The sequence below is a fragment of the Acidovorax sp. sif1233 genome, assembly GCF_019218755.1.
GTDB lineage: Bacteria > Pseudomonadota > Gammaproteobacteria > Burkholderiales > Burkholderiaceae_C > Acidovorax.
Genome location: NZ_JAHUWZ010000009.1, coordinates 63,936 through 90,013 on the forward strand (window position 1 = coordinate 63,936; position 26,078 = coordinate 90,013).

General features: G+C 64.9%; 26 protein-coding genes and 1 other RNA gene. 23 read left to right on the top strand and 4 right to left on the bottom strand.

Translation table 11 applies throughout. The features are described from left to right. The first annotated feature begins 1 nt into the window (after position 1). The 13 genes from KW843_RS22930 (at position 2) to KW843_RS22990 (ending at position 10,582) form a co-directional block, all read left to right on the top strand. On the top strand, positions 2-964 hold the full coding sequence (locus KW843_RS22930) for a recombination-associated protein RdgC (protein ID WP_218297464.1): 963 nt from the start codon (positions 2-4) through the stop codon (positions 962-964). A 38-nt stretch (positions 965-1,002) separates the two neighbouring features. After that, positions 1,003-1,614, top strand: coding sequence for a hypothetical protein (locus tag KW843_RS22935; RefSeq protein ID WP_218297465.1), 612 nt, complete (start codon positions 1,003-1,005; stop codon positions 1,612-1,614). Then, entirely contained in the window at positions 1,611-2,249 is a 639-nt protein-coding gene (locus tag KW843_RS22940) for a DnaJ domain-containing protein (protein WP_218297466.1), read from the top strand. The genes KW843_RS22935 and KW843_RS22940 overlap by 4 nt, the downstream gene beginning before the upstream one ends. Next, positions 2,249-3,628: a hypothetical protein gene (locus KW843_RS22945; RefSeq protein WP_218297467.1), complete on the top strand. Its 1,380-nt coding sequence runs from the start codon at positions 2,249-2,251 to the stop codon at positions 3,626-3,628. The genes KW843_RS22940 and KW843_RS22945 overlap by 1 nt, the downstream gene beginning before the upstream one ends. After that, a complete protein-coding gene (locus tag KW843_RS22950) occupies positions 3,628-3,834 on the top strand; it encodes a hypothetical protein (RefSeq protein WP_218297468.1) in 207 nt (68 codons plus the stop codon). The genes KW843_RS22945 and KW843_RS22950 overlap by 1 nt, the downstream gene beginning before the upstream one ends. Continuing rightward, positions 3,831-4,292, top strand: coding sequence for a Lar family restriction alleviation protein (locus KW843_RS22955; RefSeq protein WP_218297469.1), 462 nt, complete (start codon positions 3,831-3,833; stop codon positions 4,290-4,292). The genes KW843_RS22950 and KW843_RS22955 overlap by 4 nt, the downstream gene beginning before the upstream one ends. Beyond that, positions 4,285-4,638, top strand: a complete 354-nt coding sequence (locus KW843_RS22960) for a hypothetical protein (protein WP_218297470.1) — start codon at positions 4,285-4,287, stop codon at positions 4,636-4,638. The genes KW843_RS22955 and KW843_RS22960 overlap by 8 nt, the downstream gene beginning before the upstream one ends. A 104-nt stretch (positions 4,639-4,742) precedes the next feature. Further along, the gene (locus KW843_RS22965) at positions 4,743-5,813 is read left to right on the top strand and encodes a site-specific DNA-methyltransferase (RefSeq protein WP_218297471.1); all 1,071 of its coding nucleotides are present in this window, start codon (positions 4,743-4,745) and stop codon (positions 5,811-5,813) included. A gap of 59 nt (positions 5,814-5,872) precedes the next feature. Continuing rightward, entirely contained in the window at positions 5,873-7,630 is a 1,758-nt protein-coding gene (locus KW843_RS22970) for a DNA cytosine methyltransferase (protein WP_218297472.1), read from the top strand. 333 nt (positions 7,631-7,963) lie between these two features. Beyond that, the gene (locus KW843_RS22975; RefSeq protein ID WP_218297473.1) at positions 7,964-8,956 is read left to right on the top strand and encodes a phage Gp37/Gp68 family protein; all 993 of its coding nucleotides are present in this window, start codon (positions 7,964-7,966) and stop codon (positions 8,954-8,956) included. Next, positions 8,953-9,159 carry a hypothetical protein gene (locus KW843_RS22980; protein WP_218297474.1) on the top strand — a complete coding sequence of 69 codons (207 nt, stop codon included), beginning with the start codon at positions 8,953-8,955 and terminating at the stop codon, positions 9,157-9,159. The genes KW843_RS22975 and KW843_RS22980 overlap by 4 nt, the downstream gene beginning before the upstream one ends. Then, a complete protein-coding gene (locus KW843_RS22985; RefSeq protein ID WP_255594895.1) occupies positions 9,156-9,431 on the top strand; it encodes an excisionase in 276 nt (91 codons plus the stop codon). Before KW843_RS22980 ends, KW843_RS22985 begins: the two co-directional genes overlap by 4 nt. A 14-nt stretch (positions 9,432-9,445) precedes the next feature. Further along, entirely contained in the window at positions 9,446-10,582 is a 1,137-nt protein-coding gene (locus tag KW843_RS22990; protein ID WP_370628534.1) for an Arm DNA-binding domain-containing protein, read from the top strand. A gap of 103 nt (positions 10,583-10,685) precedes the next feature. Here KW843_RS22990 and ssrA read toward each other — a convergent pair. The 4 genes from ssrA to ompA all read right to left on the bottom strand — a co-directional run bounded on the left by ssrA (position 10,686) and on the right by ompA (position 13,213). After that, positions 10,686-11,072: a transfer-messenger RNA gene (ssrA, locus tag KW843_RS22995) on the bottom strand. A 12-nt stretch (positions 11,073-11,084) separates the two neighbouring features. Continuing rightward, positions 11,085-11,750 carry an HAD family hydrolase gene (locus KW843_RS23000; protein ID WP_218297476.1) on the bottom strand — a complete coding sequence of 222 codons (666 nt, stop codon included), beginning with the start codon at positions 11,748-11,750 and terminating at the stop codon, positions 11,085-11,087. A 10-nt stretch (positions 11,751-11,760) separates the two neighbouring features. Beyond that, positions 11,761-12,471, bottom strand: a complete 711-nt coding sequence (gene ubiG / locus KW843_RS23005) for a bifunctional 2-polyprenyl-6-hydroxyphenol methylase/3-demethylubiquinol 3-O-methyltransferase UbiG (RefSeq protein WP_218297477.1) — start codon at positions 12,469-12,471, stop codon at positions 11,761-11,763. A gap of 97 nt (positions 12,472-12,568) precedes the next feature. Further along, positions 12,569-13,213 carry an outer membrane protein OmpA gene (gene ompA / locus KW843_RS23010; protein ID WP_218297478.1) on the bottom strand — a complete coding sequence of 215 codons (645 nt, stop codon included), beginning with the start codon at positions 13,211-13,213 and terminating at the stop codon, positions 12,569-12,571. A gap of 224 nt (positions 13,214-13,437) precedes the next feature. Here ompA and gyrA point away from each other — a divergent pair, with 224 nt between their 5' ends. The 10 genes from gyrA to KW843_RS23060 all read left to right on the top strand — a co-directional run bounded on the left by gyrA (position 13,438) and on the right by KW843_RS23060 (position 25,988). Continuing rightward, positions 13,438-16,110, top strand: coding sequence for a DNA gyrase subunit A (gene gyrA / locus KW843_RS23015; protein ID WP_218297479.1), 2,673 nt, complete (start codon positions 13,438-13,440; stop codon positions 16,108-16,110). 106 nt (positions 16,111-16,216) lie between these two features. Then, positions 16,217-17,326, top strand: coding sequence for a 3-phosphoserine/phosphohydroxythreonine transaminase (gene serC, locus KW843_RS23020; RefSeq protein WP_218297480.1), 1,110 nt, complete (start codon positions 16,217-16,219; stop codon positions 17,324-17,326). 133 nt (positions 17,327-17,459) lie between these two features. Further along, on the top strand, positions 17,460-18,557 hold the full coding sequence (gene pheA / locus KW843_RS23025) for a prephenate dehydratase (RefSeq protein ID WP_218297481.1): 1,098 nt from the start codon (positions 17,460-17,462) through the stop codon (positions 18,555-18,557). Positions 18,558-18,569: 12 nt separating this feature from the next. Next, positions 18,570-19,442 carry a prephenate dehydrogenase/arogenate dehydrogenase family protein gene (locus tag KW843_RS23030; protein ID WP_218297482.1) on the top strand — a complete coding sequence of 291 codons (873 nt, stop codon included), beginning with the start codon at positions 18,570-18,572 and terminating at the stop codon, positions 19,440-19,442. Positions 19,443-19,575: 133 nt separating this feature from the next. Beyond that, positions 19,576-21,606: a bifunctional 3-phosphoshikimate 1-carboxyvinyltransferase/cytidylate kinase gene (locus KW843_RS23035; protein WP_218297483.1), complete on the top strand. Its 2,031-nt coding sequence runs from the start codon at positions 19,576-19,578 to the stop codon at positions 21,604-21,606. Between the two features lie 192 nt (positions 21,607-21,798). Beyond that, positions 21,799-23,499 (top strand): 30S ribosomal protein S1, encoded by a 1,701-nt coding sequence (rpsA, locus tag KW843_RS23040; RefSeq protein WP_370627717.1) that lies wholly within the window; start codon positions 21,799-21,801, stop codon positions 23,497-23,499. A gap of 85 nt (positions 23,500-23,584) precedes the next feature. After that, the gene (locus tag KW843_RS23045) at positions 23,585-23,920 is read left to right on the top strand and encodes an integration host factor subunit beta (protein ID WP_255590831.1); all 336 of its coding nucleotides are present in this window, start codon (positions 23,585-23,587) and stop codon (positions 23,918-23,920) included. Between the two features lie 121 nt (positions 23,921-24,041). After that, positions 24,042-24,374 carry a lipopolysaccharide assembly LapA domain-containing protein gene (locus KW843_RS23050; RefSeq protein WP_218297485.1) on the top strand — a complete coding sequence of 111 codons (333 nt, stop codon included), beginning with the start codon at positions 24,042-24,044 and terminating at the stop codon, positions 24,372-24,374. Then, on the top strand, positions 24,364-25,521 hold the full coding sequence (gene lapB / locus KW843_RS23055) for a lipopolysaccharide assembly protein LapB (RefSeq protein WP_218297486.1): 1,158 nt from the start codon (positions 24,364-24,366) through the stop codon (positions 25,519-25,521). The genes KW843_RS23050 and lapB overlap by 11 nt, the downstream gene beginning before the upstream one ends. A 47-nt stretch (positions 25,522-25,568) precedes the next feature. After that, positions 25,569-25,988: a helix-hairpin-helix domain-containing protein gene (locus KW843_RS23060; RefSeq protein ID WP_218297487.1), complete on the top strand. Its 420-nt coding sequence runs from the start codon at positions 25,569-25,571 to the stop codon at positions 25,986-25,988. Positions 25,989-26,078 lie beyond the last annotated feature (90 nt).

Here is a 26,078-nt window from a genome sequence, read left to right on the forward strand (position 1 = left end):
TATGTTTCACAACCTCATCATCTACCGCATCGCTCCGGGCTGGGAGTCCGACGTGCAGACCGTCGGGGACGCCCTGGCCAAGGCGCCCTTCATCGAGTGCGGCGCCACGCAGGAAAAGTCCCTGGGCTGGGTGCCTCCCCGCGGCGAGGCCCACGGCGCCATGCTGGAGAGCATCGGCGGTCAGTGGATCGCCCGCTTCATGACCGAGGGCAAGACCATCCCCGCCAGCGTGCTGGCCCGCAAGGTCAAGGAGAAGGCTGACCGCATCGAGAAGGAAACCGGACGCAAGCCGGGCCGCAAGGAGTCCAGGGAGCTGAAGGACGAGGCGAAGCTGGACCTGCTCCCCATGGCCTTCACAAAGCAATCCACCATGTGGGTGTGGATCGACCCCAGTGCCCGGTTGCTGGTGCTGGACACGGGCAGCCAGGCCCGCGCGGACGAAGTCGTCACGCTGCTGGTCGAATCGCTGCCTGGCCTGTCGGTGTCGCTCATCAATACCCAGACCAGCCCGCAAGCGGCCATGTCCCACTGGCTCAAGGAGCAGGAGCCGCCGGCGGGCTTCACCGTGGACCGCGAATGCGAGCTCAAGAGCGCCACCGAGGAAAAGGCCGTGGTGCGCTATGCCCGCCACCCGCTGGACATCGAAGAGGTGCAAGCCCACATCGACGCCGGCAAACTGCCCACCAAGCTCGCGCTCACCTGGGACGACCGCGTGTCGTTCCTCCTGACGGAAGGCCTGCAGGTCATGAAGTTGGCCTTCCTGGACACGGTTTTCGAGGGCACAAAGACCGACGACAGCGGCTTCGACGCCGACGTGGCCATTGCCACAGGCGAGCTGGTCAAGCTGATCCCGGGCCTGATTGAGGCGCTGGGTGGCGAGGCCGAGACGGCCCAGGCGCTCCAGACGCAGGCAGTGGCCACCGCCAAGGTGAACCCCACCGGATCGCGCGACGTGTTGGCATGACCCCGCGTGCAGCCCTGTCCCGATGACCTGGAGCACCCATGGAGCGAAGACAAAAAGACATCTACACCATGGCCGAGCAAGCCGGCCTGTCCCCCCAGCGCTACGAGCGCAAGAGCAACCGGGGCTGCCTCTTGTGCGTCGCGGAGAACGGCGCCGAGCGCACCTTCGCCGTCAGCCTTGGCAATCGCATCGACCCGCGCGGCGACATGAACGAACTGGGTGCCATGAAGCGGTTCGCCCGGGAAAACAAGCTGCCGGAAAGGCCTGCAGCGCCACCAACCACCGCCATCAAGAAAGCGACCCTGACCATGCCCAAGGCACCTGCAGCGACCTCCCAGGCTACGACGAACGAGCAACTGCCCCCTGTCGCCTTCTACCGTGTGTGCGAATGGCTCAAGAGCCAGAAGCTCTCCAACTTCCCCAGCCTGGAAGCGCTCGCCTTGCAGGCGGCCCAGCACATCCAGACGGCCGTCTCCGAGTCGAATGTGAAGCTGGCCCTGGAAGTCACCGGCACCAAGGAGCCTGAGCACTGGTCTGATCCCACCGACCCCAATGCCATCATCGTTCGCGAGCTGTCCCGCATCATGAAGCAGCTGGGCGAGAAGCCCACGCCCGCTTTCGAGCGCTTGGCCACGGTCCTGTTGCCATGAGCCCGCCAGACCACTACGCCACCCTGGGCGTGGCCAGGGACGCCAATCACGCGGAAATCGTCCGCGCCTACCGCCGCGCGGCGTCGCACGCACACCCCGACAGGGGCGGATCCAAGGAACGCATGCAGGCCTTGAACATGGCCAAAGACGTGCTCACCGACCCGGAACGCCGCGCCCGTTACGACGCTGGCGAGGACGACACCCGCCAAGCCGCGGAAGACAAGGCGCGAACGCTGATCCTCAAGCTCTTCGCCGAAGCCATTGAGCAGGATGCGATTGATCCCGTAAAAGGCGTGCGGGCCGCACTGAACACCGGCATCGCGGAGGTCGCTGTGAAGATGCGAGCCCTGAGTCGGGCCATCGTGAGGCTAGGCGCGCAGCGCAACCGCGTGACTGCGAAGACTGAACGCAATGTGTTCAAGGAACTGCTGGACGCCGCCATTGCCAGCTCCGAGGCATCCATCCGCAAGCTCGAAGACACCCGGGAGACTGCACAGCGCGCCATGGACATCCTGGCCGCCGAGTACGAATCGGGGCCCGGGGCCACGCCACGCTCCCCAGACTTCAGCGACAGCCTTGCCTATGGCTTGTCGGTTCCAGGGTCGGCTTTTCGCCCAAATTGGAGGGAATTTTGATGACCACCATGCGAGCGGCAGTTGAGTCCGCCCAACCCGATGCGCTTGATGCCGACGCGCTGGACAGAATCCAAGCCGCGTTGATGATGACAATTGAGCCTGGAACCGCCACGGTTGCGATTGCGCTTCTCCGCGCCCAGGTAGCCGCCCTCTCGGCGCAAGGGGCAGCAGAGCGGGCGGTGCCTGCCGGGTATGTGCCAGTGCCGCAGGCAGTGTACGACGCGCTGCTGGGCTGGTACGACCCAAAGGGCGACAGCATGGCGGTCGTCCGCCCCCTTGTGACCGCGATCAGTGACATGCTCGCAGCATCCCCCGCGCAGCCAGCACCCCGGCCCGCCCCTGGGGTGGAATCGAACACGGCCGGGGCAACCTACGTAGCGGACTACTTCAACGCGCACGGGTTCTACCCGTCGTTACGCGAGACATTCGATGCCGGTCGCGCATCCCATGGGCAAGCACCCGCCCCCTCGCAGCAGGAATCGAACATGGCCGCCCCTGCGCAGGATGGGGAGCGCGAGGCGGAACGCGCAATGTTCAAGGATGCGCACCGTCACCTTGAACTTGACGAGGTGCCTGACGCCTGGGGGCGACCGATGTTCAAGCATTCCCACGTAGAAGCAAGCTGGCTCGGATGGATCGCCCGCGCAGCCCGTGCTGCAGCACCGGCAGCGCCAGCCCAGCCGGGGCTGGAGGGGGAGCGCGACCTGCCAAAGATCACTGCAGAAGATCGTTCCTTCCTGCACTACAACCCCAACACGGATGACATTGTGAAATGGGTCCATGACTACGCAAAGGTAGCCATCGACGCCGACCGAGCAGCCCGTGCCGCAGCACCGGTAGCACCAGCACCTGGGACGCCGAGCGAGGCCGTGAAATTCTCTGACACATCGACGGCTAGCCCCATCGAGAAGACAAAGCGCTACCTGCAGCATTTGGCCAACAAGAAGCCAAACAACCCGTACTTCTTTGACGATGGCTACCCAAGAGAGAGCATTGCTGACGATGCAGCGGCTGCTTTGGCAGTGTTTGAACAACTCGCCGCACCCCAACCAGCAACGGCAGATGCGGAGCTGTGGCCCGCCGCACGCGACGTGCTTTCCGAACGGCGCCGCCAAGTTAGCGCGGAAGGCTGGACACGAGCGCATGACGACAAACACTCTGACGGCTCATTAGCTGCTGCTGCCGCCTGCTACGCCATAGTATCCGTGCCAAGCAGGCGCGGCGAGGTGCCTGTTTCGCTCTGGCCGAAATCGTGGGCGCCATCGTGGTGGAAGCCGAGCGACCCACGCCGCAATCTTATCAAAGCCGGTGCGCTCATCCTGGCCGAGCTGGAACGTATCGACCGCGCCGCCCTGGCCGCCCAGCGGGGAGGTGCCTGATGGCCGACCTGATGACCAACCTCGCCGAACTGGTGACAGAGATCAATCGCATCGACCCGCAGCTGGAAGACCCGCTGCGCCACGCAAAACGCGATTGCAAGCGCGTGGCGTACACCATTCTGGAGCAGGCTGCCGGGCAGGCCTGGATGGCGCTGCAGGCGATTGAGTCGATGAAGGCCGCCGCCCAGCAAAAGGACCAATCATGACATCTGAATTCACAATACGCATGGTGCGAACAGGAACGCTACAACCATGCCCGTTTTGTGGCGCTGGCGAAACTCGCATTCACGTCAACCAGGGAACCTGGAACGGGCGCGGCCACGGCGAACCCGTTTCCGTGGAAGTTCGTCACTGGTGCTCGCCGGATGCGGGTCAGCCCTCGCGCATGATCGCCCGCGCAGGCCGGGACCAAGAATCCGCAATTGCCGCCTGGAACCGCCGTGCGCCAACCACCACGCAAGAGCCGGTAGTGCACTACCGGCTGCTGGTGCGCGGGCAGGACAGGATTCAGGCGAGCGACGAATTCCTGCGCGAGGACGGCGTGACTTGGCGCACCGACCCATCGGGCATCTTCGTCGGGTGCGTCTACGAGGGAAACATCCTACTTCCGGCGCGTCGCCCCATCGAGGCGGCCCATGGCATTCAAGGGGCCATCCATGGCTGACAACATCCGCCAGTTCCCTGGCGCCGAGGTGCCTGAGCAAACCCTTTCCGTGGAGCGCCGCCCATTCGGCTTCTGCGCCCACGAGAAGATCACGCTCGATGAGCACCGCCGCACCGTCAAGTGCACAGCCTGCGACAAGGTGTTCGACCCGTTCAACTTCCTGCAGACCGAAGTACACCGGCTGCAGGACGCCTGGGAGCGCCACCGCCAGGTGCGCGCAAGCCTGGCTGAGCACATCGACCGGGTGGAGGCCTTGAAGAAAGAAGAGGCCCGGCTGAAAGGCCGCATCAAGACCGCAAAGGCGAAGGTCGAGCCGCCCATCGACGTGCGAAACCGGGCACTTTGACCATGGCATCCAGACGTAGCCGCCCGCGCAGGGACCGCCGAGCGCCAGTCCTGATTTCGACCCACCCGAGCCCCGCCCACGAGCGGGGCTTTTTCATGCACAACATGCACGACTCAAAACACCACCCATGGCTTAACCACTGCCATTTCGGCGACGTGCGCGCAGTGCTGCGCCAGATGATCGCCGACGGCGTGAAGGTTCAGACCATCGTCACAAGCCCGCCTTACTGGGGCCTGCGCAGCTACCTGCCAGCCGAGCACGCCGACAAGGCGCTGGAGATAGGCGCCGAGCCGACGCTGGCTGAGTTCCTGGCCAACATGGTGGAGGTGTTCGGCCTGGCCCGCGAGGTACTTGCCGACGACGGCACGCTTTGGCTGAACATGGGTGACAGCTACGCCAACGATGGCAAGTGGGGAGGCTCCAGTGGCGGCAAACACGTCAAGGCCCTCCACGGAGACTCTGGCATAGGCCGCCAGAAGGTCACCTCCGGGCTCAAGCCAAAGGACCTGTGCGGCCAGCCGTGGCGCCTCGCCTTCGCGCTGCAGGATGCCGGCTGGTGGCTGCGCCAGGACATCGTCTGGCACAAGCCCAACCCCATGCCGGAGTCCATCAAGGACCGCTGCACGAAGGCGCACGAGTACCTGTTCCTGCTGGCCAAGTCGGAGAGCTACTACTTCGACCAGGGCGCGATCTCCGAAGAGTTGGAGGCCTCCAGCATTGCGCGACTGGCGCAGGCCGGCTGCGAAGAACAGGCCGGCAGTAACCGCGTGCCCGGCAAGACCAACGGCGCGATGAAGGCCGTTGGTGGCAGTCGGCGCAACAGCTTCGCCCGCGAAACCAAGTATTCCGATGGAGAGCACGGCCAGAAGCCCCAGGCCCGTGCAAATCGCGAAGACATCGACTACAGCGGCCGGCGCAACAAGCGCTCAGTCTGGACGGTCTCCACTCGCGGCTACAAGGGCGCGCACTTCGCCACCTTCCCGCCCGCCCTGATCGAACCCTGCATCCTGGCCGGCGCACCTGCCGGCGGCATCGTGCTGGACCCATTCTTCGGCAGCGGCACCACCGGGCAGGTCGCTCAGCAGCTCGGCCGGCAGTTCATCGGCATCGACATCAACACCGCGAACGAGCCTCTGCAGCTCGAGCGCCTGCGCCAGCCTGGACTGGTTCTATAGGCAGCGTCCAACCCTTCAACACTGCCCGCTCCGCGGGTTTTTTTACGTCTGAACATCCGATGCTCACCCCTCAGTTCATCCTGGCCCTGTCCGCCAAACTGGTCATCGACCTCTTCGCCGGCGGCGGCGGCGCGTCCACAGGCATCGAGCAGGCCCTTGGCCGCCACGTCGATGTCGCGATCAACCACGATGCCGACGCAATCGGCATGCACGAGGTCAATCACCCCCAGACCCGGCACTATCGCGAAGACATCCGCAAGGTTGATCCCCTGGCGGTCACACGCGGCGAGCTGGTGGGTCTGCTGCATGCATCCCCAGACTGCACGCACCACAGCCAGGCGCTGGGCGGCCAGCCGCGCTCGCAGGAGATCCGCTCTCTGGCCTGGATGGTGCACCGCTGGGCAGGCAAGACCCGCCCCGATGTCATCACGCTGGAAAACGTCGAGCAGATGCTGCAGTGGTCCCCGCTGATTGCCAAGCGCTGCCCCGTCACCGGCCGGGTCATCACGCTGGACAAGACGAAGGACGCGGCGGGCAAGACCATGTACAGGGTGGCCGCCCCCGGCGAGGTGGTGCCCCGCAACAACCAGTTCCTGGTGCCCGACCCCAGGCGCAAGGGCAAGAACTGGGAGCACTTTGTGGCCGGCCTGCGCGCCATGGGCTACAAGGTCGAGTGGCGCGTGATCTGCAACGCCAAGGTGGGCTGCCGCAGCACGCGCACGCGGCTCTACATGATCGCGCGATGCGATGGCCTGCCCATCGTGTGGCCCGAGCAGACCCACGCCAAGAAGCCCACGGGCAAGCTCAAGGCCTACCGACAGGCCGCCGAGTGCATCGACTGGAGCATCCCCGGCACCAGCATCTTCGGCCGCAAGAAAGAGCTGGCCGAGGCCACCATGCGCCGTATCGCCTACGGCATGAAGAAGTTCGTGCTGGAGAGTCCAGATCCGTTCATCGTCGAGGGCGCGGCCCGCACGTTGATCCAGATGGGATATGGCGAACGCAAGGGCCAGGCCCCGCGCGTTCTCGATACCCTGGGGCCGCTGGGCACCATCACCGCGGGCGGCCAGAAATTCGCCACCTCCTCAGCCTATCTGGTGCAGGCCGGCCACGGCGAGGGCCAGGGCGACAGCAAGCGCCGCAGCTACGGCGTGAACGATGTCACCGGGCCCGTGGGCACCGTCACCGCGAGCGGAGGCGGCCAGAGCTTGGCCACCGCCTTCATGGTGCAGGCCAACGGCGGCCACAACACCGTGCACGCCCGCGACCTGCGCGACGGGGTGTCCACCGTCACCACCAGCGGCAGCCAGCAGCAGCTCGCCGTGGCCCACCTCACAACGCTGCGCAAGCACAGCGTCGGCCGCGATGCGCGGGATCCGGTGCCCGTCGTCTCCGCCCGCGGCGAGCACCACGCCCTGGTGCAGTACGAGCTGAGCAAGGAAGACGAGGCCGGCGCCCTGCGCTGCGCCGCGTTCCTCATGCGCTACCACGCCAGCGGCGGCCAGTGGGCCGACCTGCGCGACCCCATGACCACCATCACGACGCACGACCGTCTGGCGCTGGTGACCGTGTGGTACCGGGGCGAGCCCTGGGTGATCGTGGACATCACGCTGCGCATGCTGGTGCCGCGCGAGCTCTACAACGCACAGGACTTCCCACCCGACTACGTGATCGACCGCACCTCCAGCGGGAAGGCCCTCACGAAGACCGCCCAGGTCCGCATGGCGGGCAACAGCGTCAGCCCGCTGCCCATGCGGCTGATCGTGGCCGCGAACTATCCGGAAGCGGCCAACAGCACGATGCGCAAGGCCGCGTAACGCTACCTGATCAGCGCTCTTAATGCTATGAATTTCGCAGCAGATAGTGCTTCAGCTTGCGTTAGGTACGGGCCGCCCGGTGGGTCTTCTATCTCGCGGCCAGGGACAGTTTCCAGATCGATGGACTGAATCAACCAGTACCCATTGCAACGCAGCGTCACAGAAATCTCGTGACCACTATCAAGCTCAACGGTCCTTGTCATGTGTCGCATGGCGTTCCTTTCAGCTTGGAGTATGCCGACTTCCAATGTCACGTCACAGCTACCTAATTCATAGCTACCGACGCTTATCAGTCAAGCGCTTGAATCAATTTCACCGCTACCAGGAGGCCCTATGGCCGAGAACACCAAGATCGAATGGACAGACCACACTTTTAACCCCTGGATTGGCTGCACCAAGGTAGGCCCAGGGTGCGATCACTGCTATGCCGAAAACCTCATGGACAAGCGCATGGGCGTGGCTGCCTGGGGACCGGGCAAGGAGCGCGTGCGCACCAAGGCGGCCAACTGGAAGATGCCGCTGCGCTGGAACGCCCAGGCAGAAGCGTTCATGGCCCAGCACGGCCGCCGCCAGCGCGTGTTCTGCGCGTCGCTGGCCGATGTGTTCGACAACGCGGTGGACCCGCAGTGGCGCGAGGATCTGTTCGAGCTGATCCGGGCCACGCCCAATCTGGACTGGCTGCTGCTGACCAAGCGCATAGGCAACGCCGCTGCGATGATCCAGGCCGCGCTGGACAACATGGACATCGGCTACTCGGTGCCCTTTGCAGCCTGGCCGTGGCCCAACGTATGGATCGGCGCTACGGTGGTCAACCAGGAAGAGGCCGAGCGCGACATCCCCAAGCTGCTGCAGGTGCCCGCCCGCGTGCGGTTCCTGAGCGTGGAGCCGCTGCTGGGGCCGGTGGACCTGACGCACATCGATGTCTGGGGCGGCGATGCGGAAATCTACCCACTCAAGGGCACAACCGACTGCGTGGACGATGAGGGCGCTCCGGCCGACGACGTTCCCGCTTTGGACTGGGTGATCGTGGGCGGCGAGAGCGGCCCCGGCGCGCGGCCGATGCACCCCGACTGGGCCCGCAGCCTGCGCGATCAGTGCGAGGCTGCTGGCGTGCCGTTCCTGTTCAAGCAGTGGGGGGAATGGCTCCCTGCCAAGGAGGGCCGCAGTATCACCGGGCGCACGCTGGTGCTGGAGGGCTCGGCGCCGTTCACCGACCACCCGCAGTGGCACGGCTTCGAGGACGGTCAGCAAATTGCCCGTGTAGGCAAGAAGGCCGCTGGCCGCCTGCTGGACGGCCGAGCCTGGGACGGGTTCCCAGCCCCATGACCGCCCCGCCCGACTGGCACGCCGCCGACAAGGCCTACCAGCTCCACCACACCACATGCCCACAGTGCCGCGCCGCCGGGCTCAACCCGGGCGGCCTCGAGCGCTGCCCCGACGGCGCCGAGCTGTGGGCCACCTATCAACAGGCGGGAGATCCGCCGCACTTCACCTGGCTGCGCAAGCGCCGGGGAGGAAAGAAGCCATGACCAGCACCCAAAAGCAGGCAAACAACGACACACATTTTGTTACAGAACCCGCGCAGGGTGGCAGCACAGTCCCACCCCAACCCGAATGGATTCTGGCCTCCAAGTACCAGGACCTGACGGGTGTCACCCGTGAAACGGTGAAGCAGCGCAAGAAGAGCGGGGTCTGGAAAGAGGGGCAACAGGTTGCTGTTGTCGCCAGGCGCCTTTACGTCAACATCAAAGCAGCCGACCAGTGGATAAACGACCAACTCCCCCAACCCCGCCGGGCGTAAAAATTCGGCCATTCGTGGCCGGCGACCGCCTGCAGATCGCATTCACGCTTGATGGAGTGCAGTGCCGCGAGCTGCTCCCACCCTGCCCCATCAACAAGTCGAGCATCCAGCGCGCAGCGTCATTGCGCGAAGAGATCAGGCGCAAGATCGATGAAGGGGTATTCGTCTATGCCGACTACTTCCCCGACAGTCCACGCGCCGCGGCCCCCAAGAGGGACAGCACACTCATGGAGCGACTGCTGAGAAAGCAGCTCGAAACCTACGAGCGCCAGGTCGCCAACAGCCAGCTCTCCCCCTCCACCTACAGTGGCTACAAAAAGGCCCTCACCGGGGAACGCATGCGCCGGTGGCATGGCCTGCAGGTGCGAGATGTCACGCCGAGCATGCTGCGCGAGTGGGTGGCAGAAATGGAATGCACCAGCAAGGCTATCCGGAACACCCTCACCCCCCTGCGCAGCGTTTTCGAGGACGCGCTGAACGATGAGCTGATCGACTTCAACCCGTTCGACCGCGTGGCCCTGACGAAGCTCATCCGCCAGACAGCCAAGGCCAGCGACTACGTGGTCAGCCCGTTCACATCCACGGAGCGGGCGGCATTGCTGGAGGCGTGCCGCCCGGACGAACGACCAATGCTGCAGTTCTGGTTTGGAACAGGCCTGCGCCCCGGAGAGCTGCAAGCGCTGGAATGGCGGCACATCGACTGGGACCGGTGCATTGCCCGCATCGAGCAGAACCAGGTGGCCGGCGTCATCAAGGCGCCCAAGACCGCCGCAGGCATCCGCGATGTGGACCTGGACGCCAGCGCGATTGCTGCCCTGAAAGCCCAGCGCCCGCTCTCCGAAGCCAAAGGCCAGCGCATCTGGTTGAACCCCAGGGACGGGAAACCCTGGTCCACCGACGCCCAGGTGCGAAAGACATTCTGGCTGCCGGTGTGCACCCGATCCGGCGTGGAGTACCGCAACCCCTACCAGGTCCGACACACCTACGCCTCCACGCTTCTGACGGCCGGGCAAAACCCCTGGTATGTTGCCGCCCAGCTCGGGCATGAAGACGTGGAGATGGTTTTTCGAACCTACGGGCGATTCATTCGGGAGGACTACCAGAAGCCCAAGCCTGAATTGCGCATTGTGGGAAGTTCCAGATCGGTGTGAATTCGGTGTGATTTCCGTGTGAATTCACCGACACCGCCAGACACTGCGGGGCAAAGAAAAACCGCCACAGACTGGAGTTTCCAGTGTGTGGCGGTGTCTTGTATGGTGGAGCTGGCGGGAATTGAACCCGCGTCCGCAAGCCTTCATCGGGCAGATCTACATGTTTAGCGGTCTGATTTGAATCTCGCTGCCTGTGTCGCACAGTCGCACGCTACACAGGCCGCCAGCACCCTATTTTCTCGCCCCAATCCAAGGTACCCGGATCAGGACCAGCCCATGTAATTATCCTTGCAGCCGGGAGGCACTGATTGCTCAGAACCCCCTTGCCCAGCCCATCGGCCAACTGTTGCAAGGCTCACTGGCAATTAAGCAGCGAGTGCGAAACGTTCGTCGTTTGCAGTTAGTTTTTTAAATCGAGATTTACGAGCGTGACTCAAGCTCGACATGCACCACACCGATTCCGAACCCACGTCGAAACCAGGACAGCCCCAGAGCCTCTATTTTAGGCGCTCCCCAGCAATTGCAAGAGCTCGAAGGGAGATTTAATTGCGGCATGGGCGCCCCACTCCATCGGATTGGTTTTTGCACCCAGGTAGCCATAGGTTGCGGCCACGGTCCCCATTCCTGCGGCCAAACCTGCCACGATGTCGCGCTCGTCATCGCCAACATAGATGCACTGCCCGGGCTCCACTTTCAGGCGCGCTGCCGCCTCGAGCAAAGGGGCGGGATGCGGCTTCGCATGGGGAGTGGTGTCCCCGCTGACGACCGCCCGCGCAGTGACGAACAGGGGAATGGAGCGGGTCAGCGGGTCCGTGAAGCGGGCTGCCTTGTTGGTAACCACGCCCCATGCCATGTTGCGTTGCAGTATCTGGGATACGAGTTCTGGAACGCCGTCAAAGATGCTGATGCGCTCCGTCATGCACGACTCATAGTTCACAAAGAACTCCTCGCGCATGGTCATGAAATCAGGATGGTCGGGGGCCATACCGAAGGCTTCGCCCAGCATGCCGCGCGCGCCGGCACCCGCCATGGGGCGGTAGCGCTCCAGCGGCAGCGACGGCAATCCGCGGTCCGTGCGCATCTTGTCGGCAGCGGCGCCCAAGTCCGGGGCACTGTCGATCAGCGTTCCGTCCAAATCAAACAACACCGCACGAATATTGTGAAACATGGGTGCGCCCTCAGGCAGTGCGCCGCGTGGCCACAAGATAGTTCACGCTGGTGTCCGCACTCAGCCAATAGCGCCGCGTGAGGGGGTTGTATTCCAGGCCCCGGGTATTTTGTACATGCAGGCCCGCGCTTCGGCAACTTGCGGCCAGTTCGCTGGGTCGAATCATCTTGGCGTACTCATGCGTTCCCCGTGGCAGCATGTTCAGCACATATTCAGCCCCTACGATGGCCAGCATGAAAGCCTTGGCATTGCGGTGGATGGTGGAGAAAAACACCCAGCCTCCCGGTTTCACGAGCTCTGAGCATGCCCTCACCACCGATCCTGGATCAGGTACGTGCTCGAGCATTTCCATGCATGTGACGACATCGAAGCTGGCAGGTTGCTCCTTGGCCAAGGCTTCCACGCTGATTTCCCGGTACTGGATATTGGTGGTCTGAGCTTCCAGCGCATGCAATTGCGCCACACGCAGGGCCTTGGAGGCCAGATCGATGCCCGTCACCTCTGCGCCCTTGCGGGCCATGGAGTCGGCCAGGATGCCGCCGCCACAGCCGACATCCAGAACGCGCTTGCCCGACAGGTCGCACTGCCCCTGGATCCAGTCAAGCCGCAAAGGATTGATCTGGTGCAAGGGACGGAATTCACTTTCAGGGTCCCACCAGCGATGGGCCAATTCGGAAAACTTGGCCAGTTCGGCCGGATCTGCATTGACGGTTTCACTCATGCCAGAGATTGTCCATGAAGGAAGGAAAATGGAGGATAAAACCCCCAGACGCAAAAAAGCCCCGTTGCCGGGGCTTTTTTGTGAAGCAATCCGAGGATTACTTGGAAGCGCGGGTACCGACCACTTCGATTTCCACGCGACGGTTCTTCGCACGGCCTTCGGCGGTCTTGTTGTCGGCGACGGGTTGCTTTTCGCCCTTGCCTTCGGTGTAGACGCGGTTCTTTTCGATGCCCTTGGACACCAGATAAGCCTTCACGGCTTCGGAACGGCGAACCGACAGCTTCTGGTTGTATGCATCAGAGCCCACGGAGTCGGTGTGACCCACGGCAATGATCACTTCCAGGTTGATGTCCTTGACCTTGGAAACCAGATCATCCAGCTTGGCCTTGCCTTCTGGCTTCAGCACCGACTTGTCGAAGTCGAAGAATGCGTCAGCGGCATAGGTCACCTTGGTAGCGACAGCAGGAGCTGGAGCTGGTGCGGGTGCTGGAGCGGCAGCGGGTGCTGGGGCGGCGGCTGGAGCAGCAGCGGCAGCTGGAGCGGGGGCGACGATCGCGCCATCGCAGCCAGGAGCAGCAGTGGCAGGCGTCCAGTTGGCATTGCGCCAGCAGTATTCGTTGGTGCCGTTCTTCCAGACCAGTTGGCCAGAAGCATCTCTCCAGTTGTCAACGGTTTGTGCGCCAGCGGCGGTTGCGAGCGCTGCAGAGGCAAACAACATCGCCACTTTGTTCAGTTTCTTCATGGTTCTCCTCTTGGGGAAAAAGCCGCAGCCGCGCTGCGAATCAGGACGCTTGGGGTGACCACCACCCGAAGCGTTCAAACGATTGTGCCATACGTAACAGGGCAAAAGCGGTGGAGGCTACCCAGGGCCCGTAGGACAAAACCGGAATTGCTTCGATATGTTGCGTGGTCGCTACACGGTCTTACCTCTAAAATGGTTCTCCTTCGCCGCCACCGCCGTCCCCAATGACCCAGTTTGCCAAAGAAACCCTGCCGATCAGCCTCGAAGAAGAGATGCGGCGCAGTTACCTCGATTACGCGATGAGCGTGATCGTGGGCCGGGCCCTGCCCGATGCGCGCGATGGGCTGAAGCCTGTACACCGCCGCGTACTTTTTGCGATGCACGAGCTCAACAACGACTGGAACCGGCCTTATAAAAAGTCGGCCCGTATCGTGGGAGACGTGATCGGCAAATACCACCCGCATGGTGATTCCGCCGTTTACGACACCATCGTGCGGATGGCGCAGGATTTTTCGCTGCGCCACATGCTGGTGGATGGCCAGGGCAATTTCGGGTCCGTGGACGGCGATAACGCTGCGGCAATGCGGTATACCGAAATCCGGCTGGCCAAGATCGCCCATGAAATGCTGGGCGACATCGACAAGGAAACCGTCGATTTCGGGCCCAATTACGACGGCAGCGAAAAGGAGCCGCTGGTATTGCCCAGCAAACTCCCCAATCTGCTGGTCAATGGCTCGGCCGGTATTGCCGTGGGCATGGCCACGAATATTCCGCCCCACAACCTCAACGAGGTGGTGGATGCCTGCCTGCACATGCTGCGCAACCCGGACGTGTCCATCGACGAGTTGATGGAGATCATTCCGGCGCCCGACTTCCCCACCGCCGGCATCATCTACGGCATCAATGGCGTGAAGGACGGCTACCGCACAGGGCGCGGGCGCGTGATCATGCGCGCCAAATGCCACTTCGAAGACATCGATCGCGGGCAGCGCCAGGCGATCATCGTGGACGAGCTGCCCTACCAGGTCAACAAGAAGACGCTACAGGAGCGCATGGCCGAGCTGGTGCACGAGAAGAAGATCGAGGGCATCAGCCACATCCAGGACGAATCCGACAAGTCGGGCATGCGCCTGGTGATCGAGCTCAAGCGCGGCGAAGTGCCCGAGGTGGTGCTCAACAACCTGTACAAGCAGACGCAGCTGCAGGACACCTTCGGCATGAACATGGTGGCGCTGATCGACGGCCAGCCCCGCCTGTGCAACCTGCGCGACCTGATCAGCGTCTTTCTGCAGCACCGCCGCGAGGTGGTCACCCGCCGCACGGTGTTCGAGCTGCGCAAGGCGCGCGACCGCGGCCACGTGCTCGAAGGCCTGGCCGTGGCCCTGGCCAACATCGACGACTTCATCGCCATCATCCGCAACGCGCCCACGCCGCCCGTGGCCAAGGCCGAGCTGATGGCCCGCCCCTGGGACAGCAAGCTGGTGCGCGAGATGCTCACCCGCACGCGCGCCGATGGCGGCGTGATCAACGCCGACGACTACCGCCCGGACGGCCTGGAGAAGGAATTCGGCATGGGCCAGGACGGCCTGTACCGCCTGTCGGAAACGCAGGCCCAGGAAATCCTGCAGATGCGCCTGCAGCGCCTGACCGGCCTGGAGCAGGACAAGATCGTGGCCGAGTACAAGGAAGTCATGGCGGTCATCGAAGACCTGCTGGACATCCTGGCCAAGCCCGAGCGCGTATCGGCCATCATCGGCGACGAACTCACCTCCATCAAGCAGGAATTCGGCCAGCACAAGCTGGGCGCACGCCGCAGCATCGTCGAATACAGCGCGCAGGACCTCTCCACCGAGGACCTGATCACCCCCACCGACATGGTGGTCACGCTCAGCCACACCGGCTACATCAAGAGCCAGCCCCTGTCCGAATACCGCGCCCAGAAGCGTGGCGGGCGCGGCAAGCAGGCCACGGCGACCAAGGAAGACGACTGGATCGACCAGCTCTTCATCGCCAACACGCACGACTACATCCTGTGCTTCTCCAACCGCGGCCGCCTGTACTGGCTCAAGGTCTGGGAAGTGCCGGCAGGCTCGCGCGGCTCGCGCGGCCGCCCCATCGTCAACATGTTCCCCCTGCAGGACGGAGAGAAGATCAACGTCGTGCTGCCGCTCACGGGCGACATGCGCACCTTCCCGGCGGACCGCTATGTCTTCATGGGCACCAGCATGGGCACCGTCAAGAAAACGGCGCTGGATGAATTCAGCAACCCGCGCAAGGGCGGCATCATCGCCGTGAACCTGGACGACGGCGACTATCTGATCGGTGCCGCCCTTACCGACGGCCAGCACGACGTGATGCTGTTCAGCGACGGCGGCAAGGCCGTGCGCTTCGACGAGAACGACGTGCGCCCGCTGGGCCGCCAGGCCCGCGGCGTGCGCGGCATGATGCTGGAAGACGGCCAGAGCGTGATCGCCATGCTGGTGGCCGAAGACGAAACGCAAAGCGTGCTCACCGCCACCGAAAACGGCTACGGCAAGCGCACCAGCATCACCGAATACACGCGCCACGGCCGGGGCACCAAGGGGATGATCGCCATCCAGCAGAGCGAGCGCAACGGCAAGGTCGTGGCCGCCACGCTGGTGCATGCCGACGACGAGATCATGCTGATCACCGACAAGGGCGTGCTGGTGCGCACCCGCGTCTCCGAGATCCGGGAACTGGGCCGCGCCACGCAGGGCGTGACGCTGATCGCTCTGGACGAAGGGTCCAAGCTCAGCGGCCTGCAGCGCATTGTCGAAAACGATGCCAACGTCGCAGATGCCGAGGCCGACGGCGAAGGCCATCCGGACAGCGCAGCCCCCACGGCCCCCGACACCCCGGAAACACCCGACGCCTGACCTCCCGGTGGATGCGGGGCCTGCGGGCCCCCTCCAGGAATGCTATTGAAAGTGAAGCTGCCAGCGCTTACGCCATAAGCGCCAGCAGCCTTTTTGACCAAGAAACATGATGCGCCCCTACAACTTCTCGGCCGGCCCGGCCGCCATACCCACCGAAGTCCTGGAGCAGGCCGCCGCCGAAATGCTGGACTGGCACGGCAGCGGCATGGGCGTGATGGAGATGAGCCATCGCGGCAAGGAGTTCCTGTCCATTTACGAACAGGCGGAAGCCGACCTGCGCGGGCTGCTGGCCGTGCCGGCGAACTTCAAGATCTTGTTCATGCAGGGCGGCGGCCTCGCCGAGAACGCCATCGTCCCGCTCAATCTCTCGCGCGCTGGCGTGGTCGATTTCGTGGTGACTGGCAGCTGGAGCCAGAAGTCGCAAAAGGAGGCGCGCAAGTACGCCAGTGAAGTCAACCTCGTCGCCAATGCCGAAGACACCGGGTTCACCACCCTGCCTGACCCTTCGACCTGGACGGTCAGCCGGGGGGCCAGCTACCTGCACCTCTGCAGCAACGAAACCATCAATGGCATCGAATTCCACCAGTTGCCCGACCTCAAGACACTGGGCAGCGATGCCCCGCTGGTCATCGATTTCTCGTCGCACGTTGCCTCGCGCCCGGTGGACTGGTCGCGCGTCGGCCTGGCATTCGGCGGCGCGCAGAAGAACCTGGGGCCCGCCGGCCTCACGCTGGTCGTGGTGCGCGAAGACCTGCTCGGCCACGCCCTGCCCGCCTGCCCGAGCGCCTTCGACTACAAGACCGTGGCCGACAACCAGTCGATGTACAACACGCCACCGACCTGGGGCATCTACATCGCAGGCCTGACCTTCCAGTGGCTCAAGCGCCAGACCGAAGGCAGCCTGACCGGCGTGGCCGCCATGGAGCAGCGCAACCTCGCCAAGGCCGACCTGCTCTACAGCGCCATCGACAGCTCGCAGTTGTATGTGAACAAGGTCGCCGCCAACTGCCGCTCGCGCATGAACATCCCGTTCTTCCTGCGCGACGAAAGCCGCAACGACGCCTTCCTGGCCGGGGCCAAGGAACGCGGCCTGCTGCAACTCAAGGGCCACAAGTCCGTGGGCGGCATGCGCGCCAGCATCTACAACGCCATGCCATTGGCCGGCGTGCAGGCGCTGGTGGACTACATGCGAGAATTTGAACAAAAACACGCCTGAGAAGGCGCAAAACGAACCCGGCATGCCCGTACGCCCCACGAAAGCGCCCTCGGACACACCGGATTCCTTTGCACCTTCTGAACGCCGGTGGCACACCGGTTGACGAGCAGCCCTGCACAGACATTCCCCATTCATGAACACTCCGCAAGCCTCACCCGACCTCGCCAGCCTGCGCGTGCAGATCGACTCCATCGACCAGCAACTGCTCACGCTGCTGAACCAGCGGGCGCTGGTGGCCGAGCAGGTGGGGGAAGTCAAGAAGCGCGAAGGCACGCCCTTCTTCCGCCCCGACCGCGTGGCGCAGGTCATCGAGAAGATCCAGACCGCCAACCCCGGCCCGCTCAAGGGGCCGCACGTGGCCGCCATCTGGCGCGAGATCATGTCCGCATGCCTGGCGCTCGAATCGCCCCAGCGCGTGGCCGTGCTGGGCCCCGAAGGCACGTTCTGCGAGCAGGCGGCCATTGAATTCTTCGGCGGCGCGGCCGACCTGATGTACTGCGCCAACTTCGACGAGGTGTTCCACGCCACGGCCGCCGGCAGCGCCCAGTACGGCGTGGTGGGCGTGGAGAACTCCACCGAAGGCGTGGTGACCCGCTCGCTCGACCTGTTCCTGCACACCCCCACCCATGTGGTGGGCGAAGTGAGCCTGCTGGTGCGCCACAACCTGCTGCGCACCACGAACTCGCTCGATGGCATCGAGGTGGTGCTGGCGCATCCGCAGGCGCTGGCCCAATGCCAGGCCTGGCTGACCAAGCACCTGCCCCATGCCGAGCGCCGCCCCGTGTCGAGCAATGCCGAGGGCGCCCGACTGGCCACCACCAACCCGGCCTGGGCCGGCCTGTCGAGCGAACGCGCGGCCCAGCAGTTCGGGCTGCACATCGTGGCCCACGCCATCCAGGACGACGCCTACAACCGCACGCGCTTTGCCATCATCTGCCTGCCGCACACCCTGCAGACGCCACCGCCCTCGGGCAAGGACTGCACCAGCCTGGTGGTCTCGGTGCCCAACCAGCCCGGCGCGGTGCACGACCTGCTGGTGCCGCTCAAGACCCATGGCGTGTCCATGACGCGCTTCGAGTCCCGCCCTGCCCGCACCGGCCAGTGGGAGTACTACTTCTACATCGACCTCGACGGCCATCCCGCCCAGCCCCATGTGGCACGGGCCCTGGAAGAACTGCGCAGCCTGTGCGCGTTCTACAAGGTCCTGGGCACTTACCCCGTGTCGTCCTGAGGAGCCACCGCCATGTTCGAACAATTGGGACTGATCGGCTGCGGACTCATGGGCGGCTCGTTCGCCCTGGCCATGAAGAAGGCCGGCCTCGTCAAGCGCGTGGTGGGCTACAGCAAGTCGCCCTCCACCACCGACCGCGCACGCCAGCTGGGCGTGATCGATGTGGAGGCGCCCTCGGCGCTGCTCGCGGTGGCCGGCGCCGACATCGTGCTGCTGGCCGTGCCCGTGGCCGCCACCGAGGCCACGCTCAAGGCCATCAAACACCTCGTCACGCCCCAGATGCTGATCATGGACGTGGGCTCGACCAAGGCCGATGTGGTCCAGGCCGCACGCCGCGCCCTGCGCGACCAGGTGGGCTCGTTCGTGCCGGCGCACCCGATCACGGGGCGCGAAGTGTCGGGCGTGGAACACGCCGAGGCCGACCTCTACAGTGGCCGCCAGGTCATCCTCACGCCCATCGAGCGCACGCTCACCGTACAGCTGCAAAGGGCCGACGACATCTGGACCGCGCTGGGTTGCCGCGTGACCAGCATGTCGCCCGAGTCGCATGACGCGGCCTTTGCCGCGGTCAGCCACCTGCCCCATGTGCTGGCCTTTGCGATGATGAACAGCATCACGGGCCAGTCGACCGGCGACGAATTCCTGTCGCTGGCGGGCCCGGGGTTCCGGGACTTCACCCGCATCGCGGCCAGCGATCCGAAGGTCTGGCGCGACATCCTGCTGTCCAACCGGGAAGAGCTGATCGCCCAGTCCAAGCTCTTCCAGCAGGCGCTGCACACCATCGAGCAGGCCATGGAAAAAGGTGACGCCCAGGCGCTGGAAGACATGCTGACGCTGGCCAGCGAGACCCGCGCGCACTGGCGCATGGGCGCGAAGAGAAAATAACCCCCCTGAGTCGCCTGCGGCGCCTTCCCCCAAGGGGGACGCCACCCGTGGCCTGGCAACGCCAGTTCCACGGTGGCACTGGCCTAGGACACGCCGGTGCACAGGCCATTGGCCTAACCGACAAAACACACCGATGTACAGCACCGCATTCCTCGACCTGCCTCCCCTGCAAACCGCGGCGGGCGAAGTCCACCTGCCCGGTTCCAAGAGCATCTCCAACCGGGTGCTGCTGCTGGCGGCGCTCAGCAACGGCACCACCACCGTGCACGACCTGCTGGCATCCGACGACACCCGCGTGATGCTCGACGCGCTGCGCCAGATCGGCTGCACCGTCGACGAAAACGGCAGCACCGTGCACATCACGGGCCTGGGCGGACGGGCGCCCCAATCGCCCGCCAAGCTCTTCATGGGCAATGCCGGCACCGCCATGCGGCCCCTGACGGCTGCGCTGGCACTGCTGGGTGGCGAATTCGAGCTGTCCGGCGTCCCGCGCATGCACGAACGCCCCATCGGCGACCTGGTGGACGCGCTGCGCCAACTGGGCTGTCAGATCGACTACCTGGGCAATGACGGCTACCCGCCGCTGCGCATCGCCCATGCGAACGGCGTGCCTGCCCTGGCGCTGGCGGCGCCCATCCGCGTGCGCGGCGATGTGTCGAGCCAGTTCCTCACCGCCCTGCTCATGGCGCTGCCGCTGGCCGCCGGCGCGCAGGCCATCGTGATCGAGGTCATGGGCGAACTGATCTCCAGGCCCTACATCGCCATCACGCTGCAGCTGCTGGCGCGGTTCGGCATCGTGGTCGAACACCGGGACTGGCAGCGTTTCACCATCCCCGCCGGCAGCCGCTACCAGTCGCCGGGCAGCATCCACGTAGAGGCCGACGCCTCTTCCGCTAGCTATTTCATAGCACTTGGCGCAATCGCAGCAAGCGCCAATGACCCAAAAGGCATCAAGATCCAGGGCGTGGGGCTGGATTCCATCCAGGGTGACATCCGCTTCGTGGAAGCCGCGCGCGCCATGGGCGCGGTGGTCACGGGCGGCCCCAACTGGCTGGAGATCCAGCGCGGCGCGTGGCCGCTCACGGCCATCGACCTGGACTGCAACCACATCCCCGATGCCGCCATGACTCTGGCCGTGATGGCGCTGTATGCCGAAGGCACCACCACCCTGCGCAACATCGCCAGCTGGCGCGTGAAGGAAACCGACCGCATCGCGGCGATGGCCACCGAGCTGCGCAAGCTCGGCGCCACAGTGGAAGAAGGTGCGGACTTCATCCGCGTCACGCCGCCGGCGCAGGTGCAGGCGTGGAAGGCCGCCAGCATCCACACCTATGACGATCACCGCGTGGCCATGTGCTTTTCACTGGCCGCCTTCAACCCGGCAAGCCTGCCCGTGCGCATCGAAGACCCCAAGTGCGTGGCCAAGACCTTCCCGGACTATTTCGAAGCCCTGTTCTCGGTCACGCAGGCAGCCACGGACCACATCCCGGTGATCTGCATCGACGGTCCCACCGCCTCGGGCAAGGGCACGGTGGCCGCTGCCGTCGCGCAGCGCCTGGGCTACCGCTTCCTGGACTCGGGGGCGATGTACCGCATCACGGCCCTGGCCGCCCTGCGTGCCGGCCTGGCCATCCAGCCGGAGGACGAGCCCCGCATTGCCGCCATGGCCCAGACGCTGCCCGTGCGCTTCGAGGGCGGCCGGGTGTGGCTGGGCAGCGACGACGTGACCGAAGCCATCCGCACCGAAGAGGCCGGCATGAACGCCTCCCGCGTCTCCGCCCTGCCCGCCGTGCGCGCGGCCCTGGTGGACCTGCAGCACAGCTTCCGGCGCCTGCCGGGCCTGGTGGCGGACGGCCGCGACATGGGCACGGTGATCTTCCCGGACGCCCCGCTCAAGGTGTATCTGACGGCCAGCGCCGCCTGCCGCGCCGAGCGCCGTTATAAACAGTTGATTTCAAAGGGTTTTTCAGCTAATATCGAAGACCTTCGCGCGGATCTGGAGGCACGCGACGCCCGGGACAGTTCCCGCAGCGTCGCACCCCTCAAGCCCGCGCAGGACGCTCTGGTCCTGGACAATTCCAACTTGACGATTGATGAAGCCGTCGAGCAGGTGTTGGCCTGGTGGCAGGAGCGTCAGCCCTTCGCAGCCTCTGCGCAGGGCTGACGGCGCGGGGCCCTGGCTGAAATCCGGGTCCCTCAGGCAAAGCCGAAAGGCCTTGCAACAGGCCCACGCAGCCCCTCTCGCGCGCCAGCGCACAGGCTGTGTGGATCGTTAACCTAACCCGCGGTTCTACCGCAAAAAACCACCGCAAGCAGCTATAAAAACAGTAGCAATGGTGCTACTGGAATCCTGTTTGTGGCAAGGAAACACATGTCCGAATCTTTTGCCGCCCTTTTTGAAGAATCCCTGCAGCGTACGGAAATGCGCCCAGGCGAAGTGATCACCGCTGAAGTCGTGCGCGTCGAGCACAACTTCGTCGTGGTCAACGCCGGCCTCAAGTCCGAAGCCTACGTGCCGCTGGAAGAGTTCAAGAACGACAAGGGCGAAGTCGAAGTCCAAGTGGGTGACTTCGTGTCGGTGGCCATTGGCTCCATCGAAAACGGCTACGGCGACACCATCCTGTCGCGCGACACCGCCAAGCGTCTGGCTTCCTGGATGAGCCTGGAAAAGGCCCTGGAATCCGGCGAATTCGTCACCGGCACCACGTCCGGCAAGGTCAAGGGCGGCCTGACTGTCCTGGTCAACGGCATCCGCGCGTTCCTGCCCGGTTCGCTGATCGATACGCGTCCGATCAAGGATCTGACGCCGTACGAAAACAAGACCATGGAATTCAAGGTCATCAAGCTCGACCGCAAGCGCAACAACGTGGTGCTGAGCCGCCGCGCCGTGGTGGAAGCCTCCATGGGCGAAGAGCGCGCCAAGCTGATGGAAACCCTGAAGGAAGGCTCCATCGTTCAAGGCGTGGTCAAGAACATCACCGAATACGGTGCGTTCGTGGACCTGGGCGGCATCGACGGCCTGCTGCACATCACCGACATGGCATGGCGCCGCGTGCGTCACCCATCGGAAGTGGTGACGGCTGGCCAGGAAATCACCGCCAAGATCCTGAAGTTCGACACCGAGAAGAACCGTGTCTCGCTGGGTCTGAAGCAAATGGGCGACGACCCATGGATGGGCGTGAACCGCCGCTACCCCCAAGGCACGCGCCTGTTCGGCAAGATCACGAACATCGCCGACTACGGCGCATTCGTGGAACTCGAACCCGGCATCGAAGGCCTGGTGCACGTCTCCGAAATGGACTGGACCAACAAGAACATCGCTCCCGCCAAGCTGGTTTCGCTGGGCGACGAAGTCGAAGTCATGGTCCTGGAAATCGACGAAGACAAGCGCCGCATCAGCCTGGGCATGAAGCAGTGCAAGGCCAACCCATGGCAGGAATTCGCACAGGACACCAAGCGCGGCGACCGCGTCAAGGGTCCGATCAAGTCGATCACCGACTTCGGCGTGTTCGTGGGCCTGGCTGCCGGCATCGACGGCTTGGTGCACCTGTCCGACCTCTCTTGGAACGAACCCGGCGAAGCCGCTGTTCGCAACTACAAGAAGGGCCAGGAAGTGGAAGCCATCGTGCTGGCCGTGGACGTGGACCGCGAGCGTATCTCGCTGGGCATCAAGCAGCTCGACGGCGACCCATTCACGACCTTCGTGACCGTGAACGACAAGGGCCAGACGGTGACCGGCAAGGTCAAGACCGTGGACGCCCGTGGCGCTGAAATCGACCTCGGCGAAGACATCGTGGGCTACCTGCGCGCTTCGGAAATCTCCCGCGACCGCGTGGAAGATGCCCGCAACGTGCTCAAGGAAGGCGACGAAGTCACCGCTGTGGTGGTCAACGTGGATCGCAAGACCCGCAACATCCAGCTGTCGATCAAGCAGAAGGACATGGCCGACGAACAAGGCGCCATGGCCAACCTGAGCCAGCAATCGAGCCGCGAAAGCGCCGGCACGACCAGCCTGGGCGCCCTGCTGCGCGCCAAGCTGGACAACTCGGAAAAGTAAAGCGCTGACCCGTTAAACGGTCAGACAGCGGGCGCCTCGGCGCCCGCTCTTTTTTCAGCCAAGACTGCCTATGTCCCAAGATTCCATGACCCGCTCAGACCTCGTCGAAGAACTGGCCGCCCGTTTCGGCCAGCTGACACACCGCGATGCCGAATACGCCGTCAAGACCATTCTGGACGCCGTGGGCGAGGCCCTGGTGCGTGGGCACCGCATCGAGATCCGGGGCTTTGGCAGCTTCTCGGTGAACCACCGCCCGCCCCGCATGGGCCGCAATCCGCGCAGCGGCGAGGCCGTGGCCATCCCCGAAAAGCGCGTACCCCATTTCAAGCCCGGCAAGGCCCTGCGCGAAGCCGTGGACAAGCGCACCGCCGAAATGGAAGAAAACTCCGGCACGGCAAGCAACACATCCATTCAAAAATGATAGCTAGCAGCGCTTGATGAGCAAGCGCCAAAGGCCTTTTTGATCTGGATACCAGCCCTCCGGGAGCCCCGCCGCCCCGCATGCGCAAGCTCTTAGAATCGCCCCACCACTGGGGAGACCGATGAAATACCTCCTGTGGCTGCTCAAGGCAGCCATTTTTTTTACGCTGTTTGCCTTCGCGCTGAACAACCAGCAGGACGCCACCGTGCACTTCTTCTTTGGCACCCAATGGCGCGCACCCCTGGTGCTGGTGGTGCTGACCGCCTTCTCGGCAGGCCTGGCCGTCGGGGTGCTGGGCATGGTGCCGCGCTGGTGGAGGCACCGCGCCGCCGCGCGCCGCGCCCATGCCGCGGTGGCGTCCCCCGCGCCGGCATCGGCCCCCGCCGCCGCGGCCAGCACGGCCCCCCCTGCCCCGCCACCACCGCCCGACCTGCCCTCCGCCCATGGAATTTGACCTGACCTGGATTCTGCTGGGCCTGCCCGTGGCCTTCGTGCTGGGCTGGCTGGCATCGCGCTTCGACCTGCGCCAGCTGCGCGCCGAGAACCGCCGCGCGCCCAAGGCCTACTTCAAGGGCCTGAACTTCCTGCTCAATGAGCAGCAGGACCAGGCCATCGACGCCTTCATCGAGGCGGTGCAGAACGACCCCGACACCTCGGAGCTGCACTTTGCGCTGGGCAACCTGTTCCGCCGCCGGGGCGAATACGACCGTGCCGTGCGCGTGCACGAGCACCTGCTCTCGCGCGGCGACCTCTCCCGCACCGACCGCGAGCGTGCCCAGCACGCGCTGGCGCTCGACTTCCTCAAGGCCGGCCTGCTCGACCGCGCGGAAGAAGCCCTGCACCGCCTGGAGGGGACGCCCTTCGAGGCCCAGGCCCGCCTGGCGCTGCTGGCCATCTATGAACGTTCGCGCGACTGGCCCCATGCCGCCACCATCGCCCGCAAGATGCACGACGCCGATCAGGGCGACTTCAGCACCCGCCAGGCCCACTACCTGTGCGAGCAGGCCCTGGCGCTGAGCACCCAGGGGGACCTGCCCGGTGCCCAGGCCCTGCTGGAGCAGGCCGTGGCCGCCGCCCCGGAGGCCGCCCGCGCGCGCATCGAGCTGGCGCGCCTGCAGCGCCTCATGGGCCAGCCCGCCGCCGTGCTGGCCACCCTGAAAACACTGGGCGAGCGAAACCCCGCCGCTTTGCCCCTGGCCGCCGCGCTGCTCGTCGAGGCCGCCACCGCCACGGGGCGCACACCGGAAGCGCAGGCGCTGCTGCAGGCGCACTACGCGCAGGCACCGTCCCTGGACGTGCTCGAAAGCATCGTGGCCATGGAGGCCGCCGACGACGCCACGCGCGGCACGGCACGGCAGCGCTATGTGCAGCACCTGGACAAGGAACGCTCGCTCGTGGCCGCCGCCAAATGGCTGGCCGCCGAGAAGCTGGAGCACGAGGAGTTCCACCCCCAGATCCAGCGTGCGCTGGAGCATGCCGTCAAGCCGCTCACCCGCTACCGCTGCGCGGCCTGCGGGTTCGAGGCACGCCAGCATTTCTGGCAGTGCCCCGGCTGCCAGACCTGGGACAGCTATCCGGCGCGCCGCGTCGAGGAACTCTGAAAGCCGCCGGGCCAGGCCGCGCCACCCCCACCAGGAGACCATTCGCCATGCTGAAGAAACTGCTTGCCCTCTTCGCCGCGCTGTGTGCCGCCGCGGCATTCGCCGCCGTGGACGTGAACACCGCCACCGAGGCTGAACTCGACGGCATCAAGGGCATCGGTCCCGGCCTGTCGGGCCGGATCCTGGAAGAGCGCAGGAACGCGCCTTTCAAGGACTGGGGCGACTTCATCGCCCGTGTCGGCGGCGTGGGACCCAAGAGCGCGGTGAATTTCTCCAGGGAAGGCCTGACGGTCGGCGGCAAAAAATACAGCGCCGCAGCGGCCGCCAGGGCCGAAGCGAAAAACCACCACGGCAGCAGGAAACAAGCCGTGGACCGCAAGCCCCACGGGGGCACGGGGACCGATGCGGCGCCTCCTGCCGCCACGGCGCCAGGGCACGCTGCCGCCGCCAGCGCTAGCAAAAGCTAAGCACGCTCTTCAGGCTTCAGGCCCGCCTCGGCGGGCTTGTCTTTTTGTACCCACCGGCTGCACAACGGCAAGGCCCGGGCAGGGGCTTTG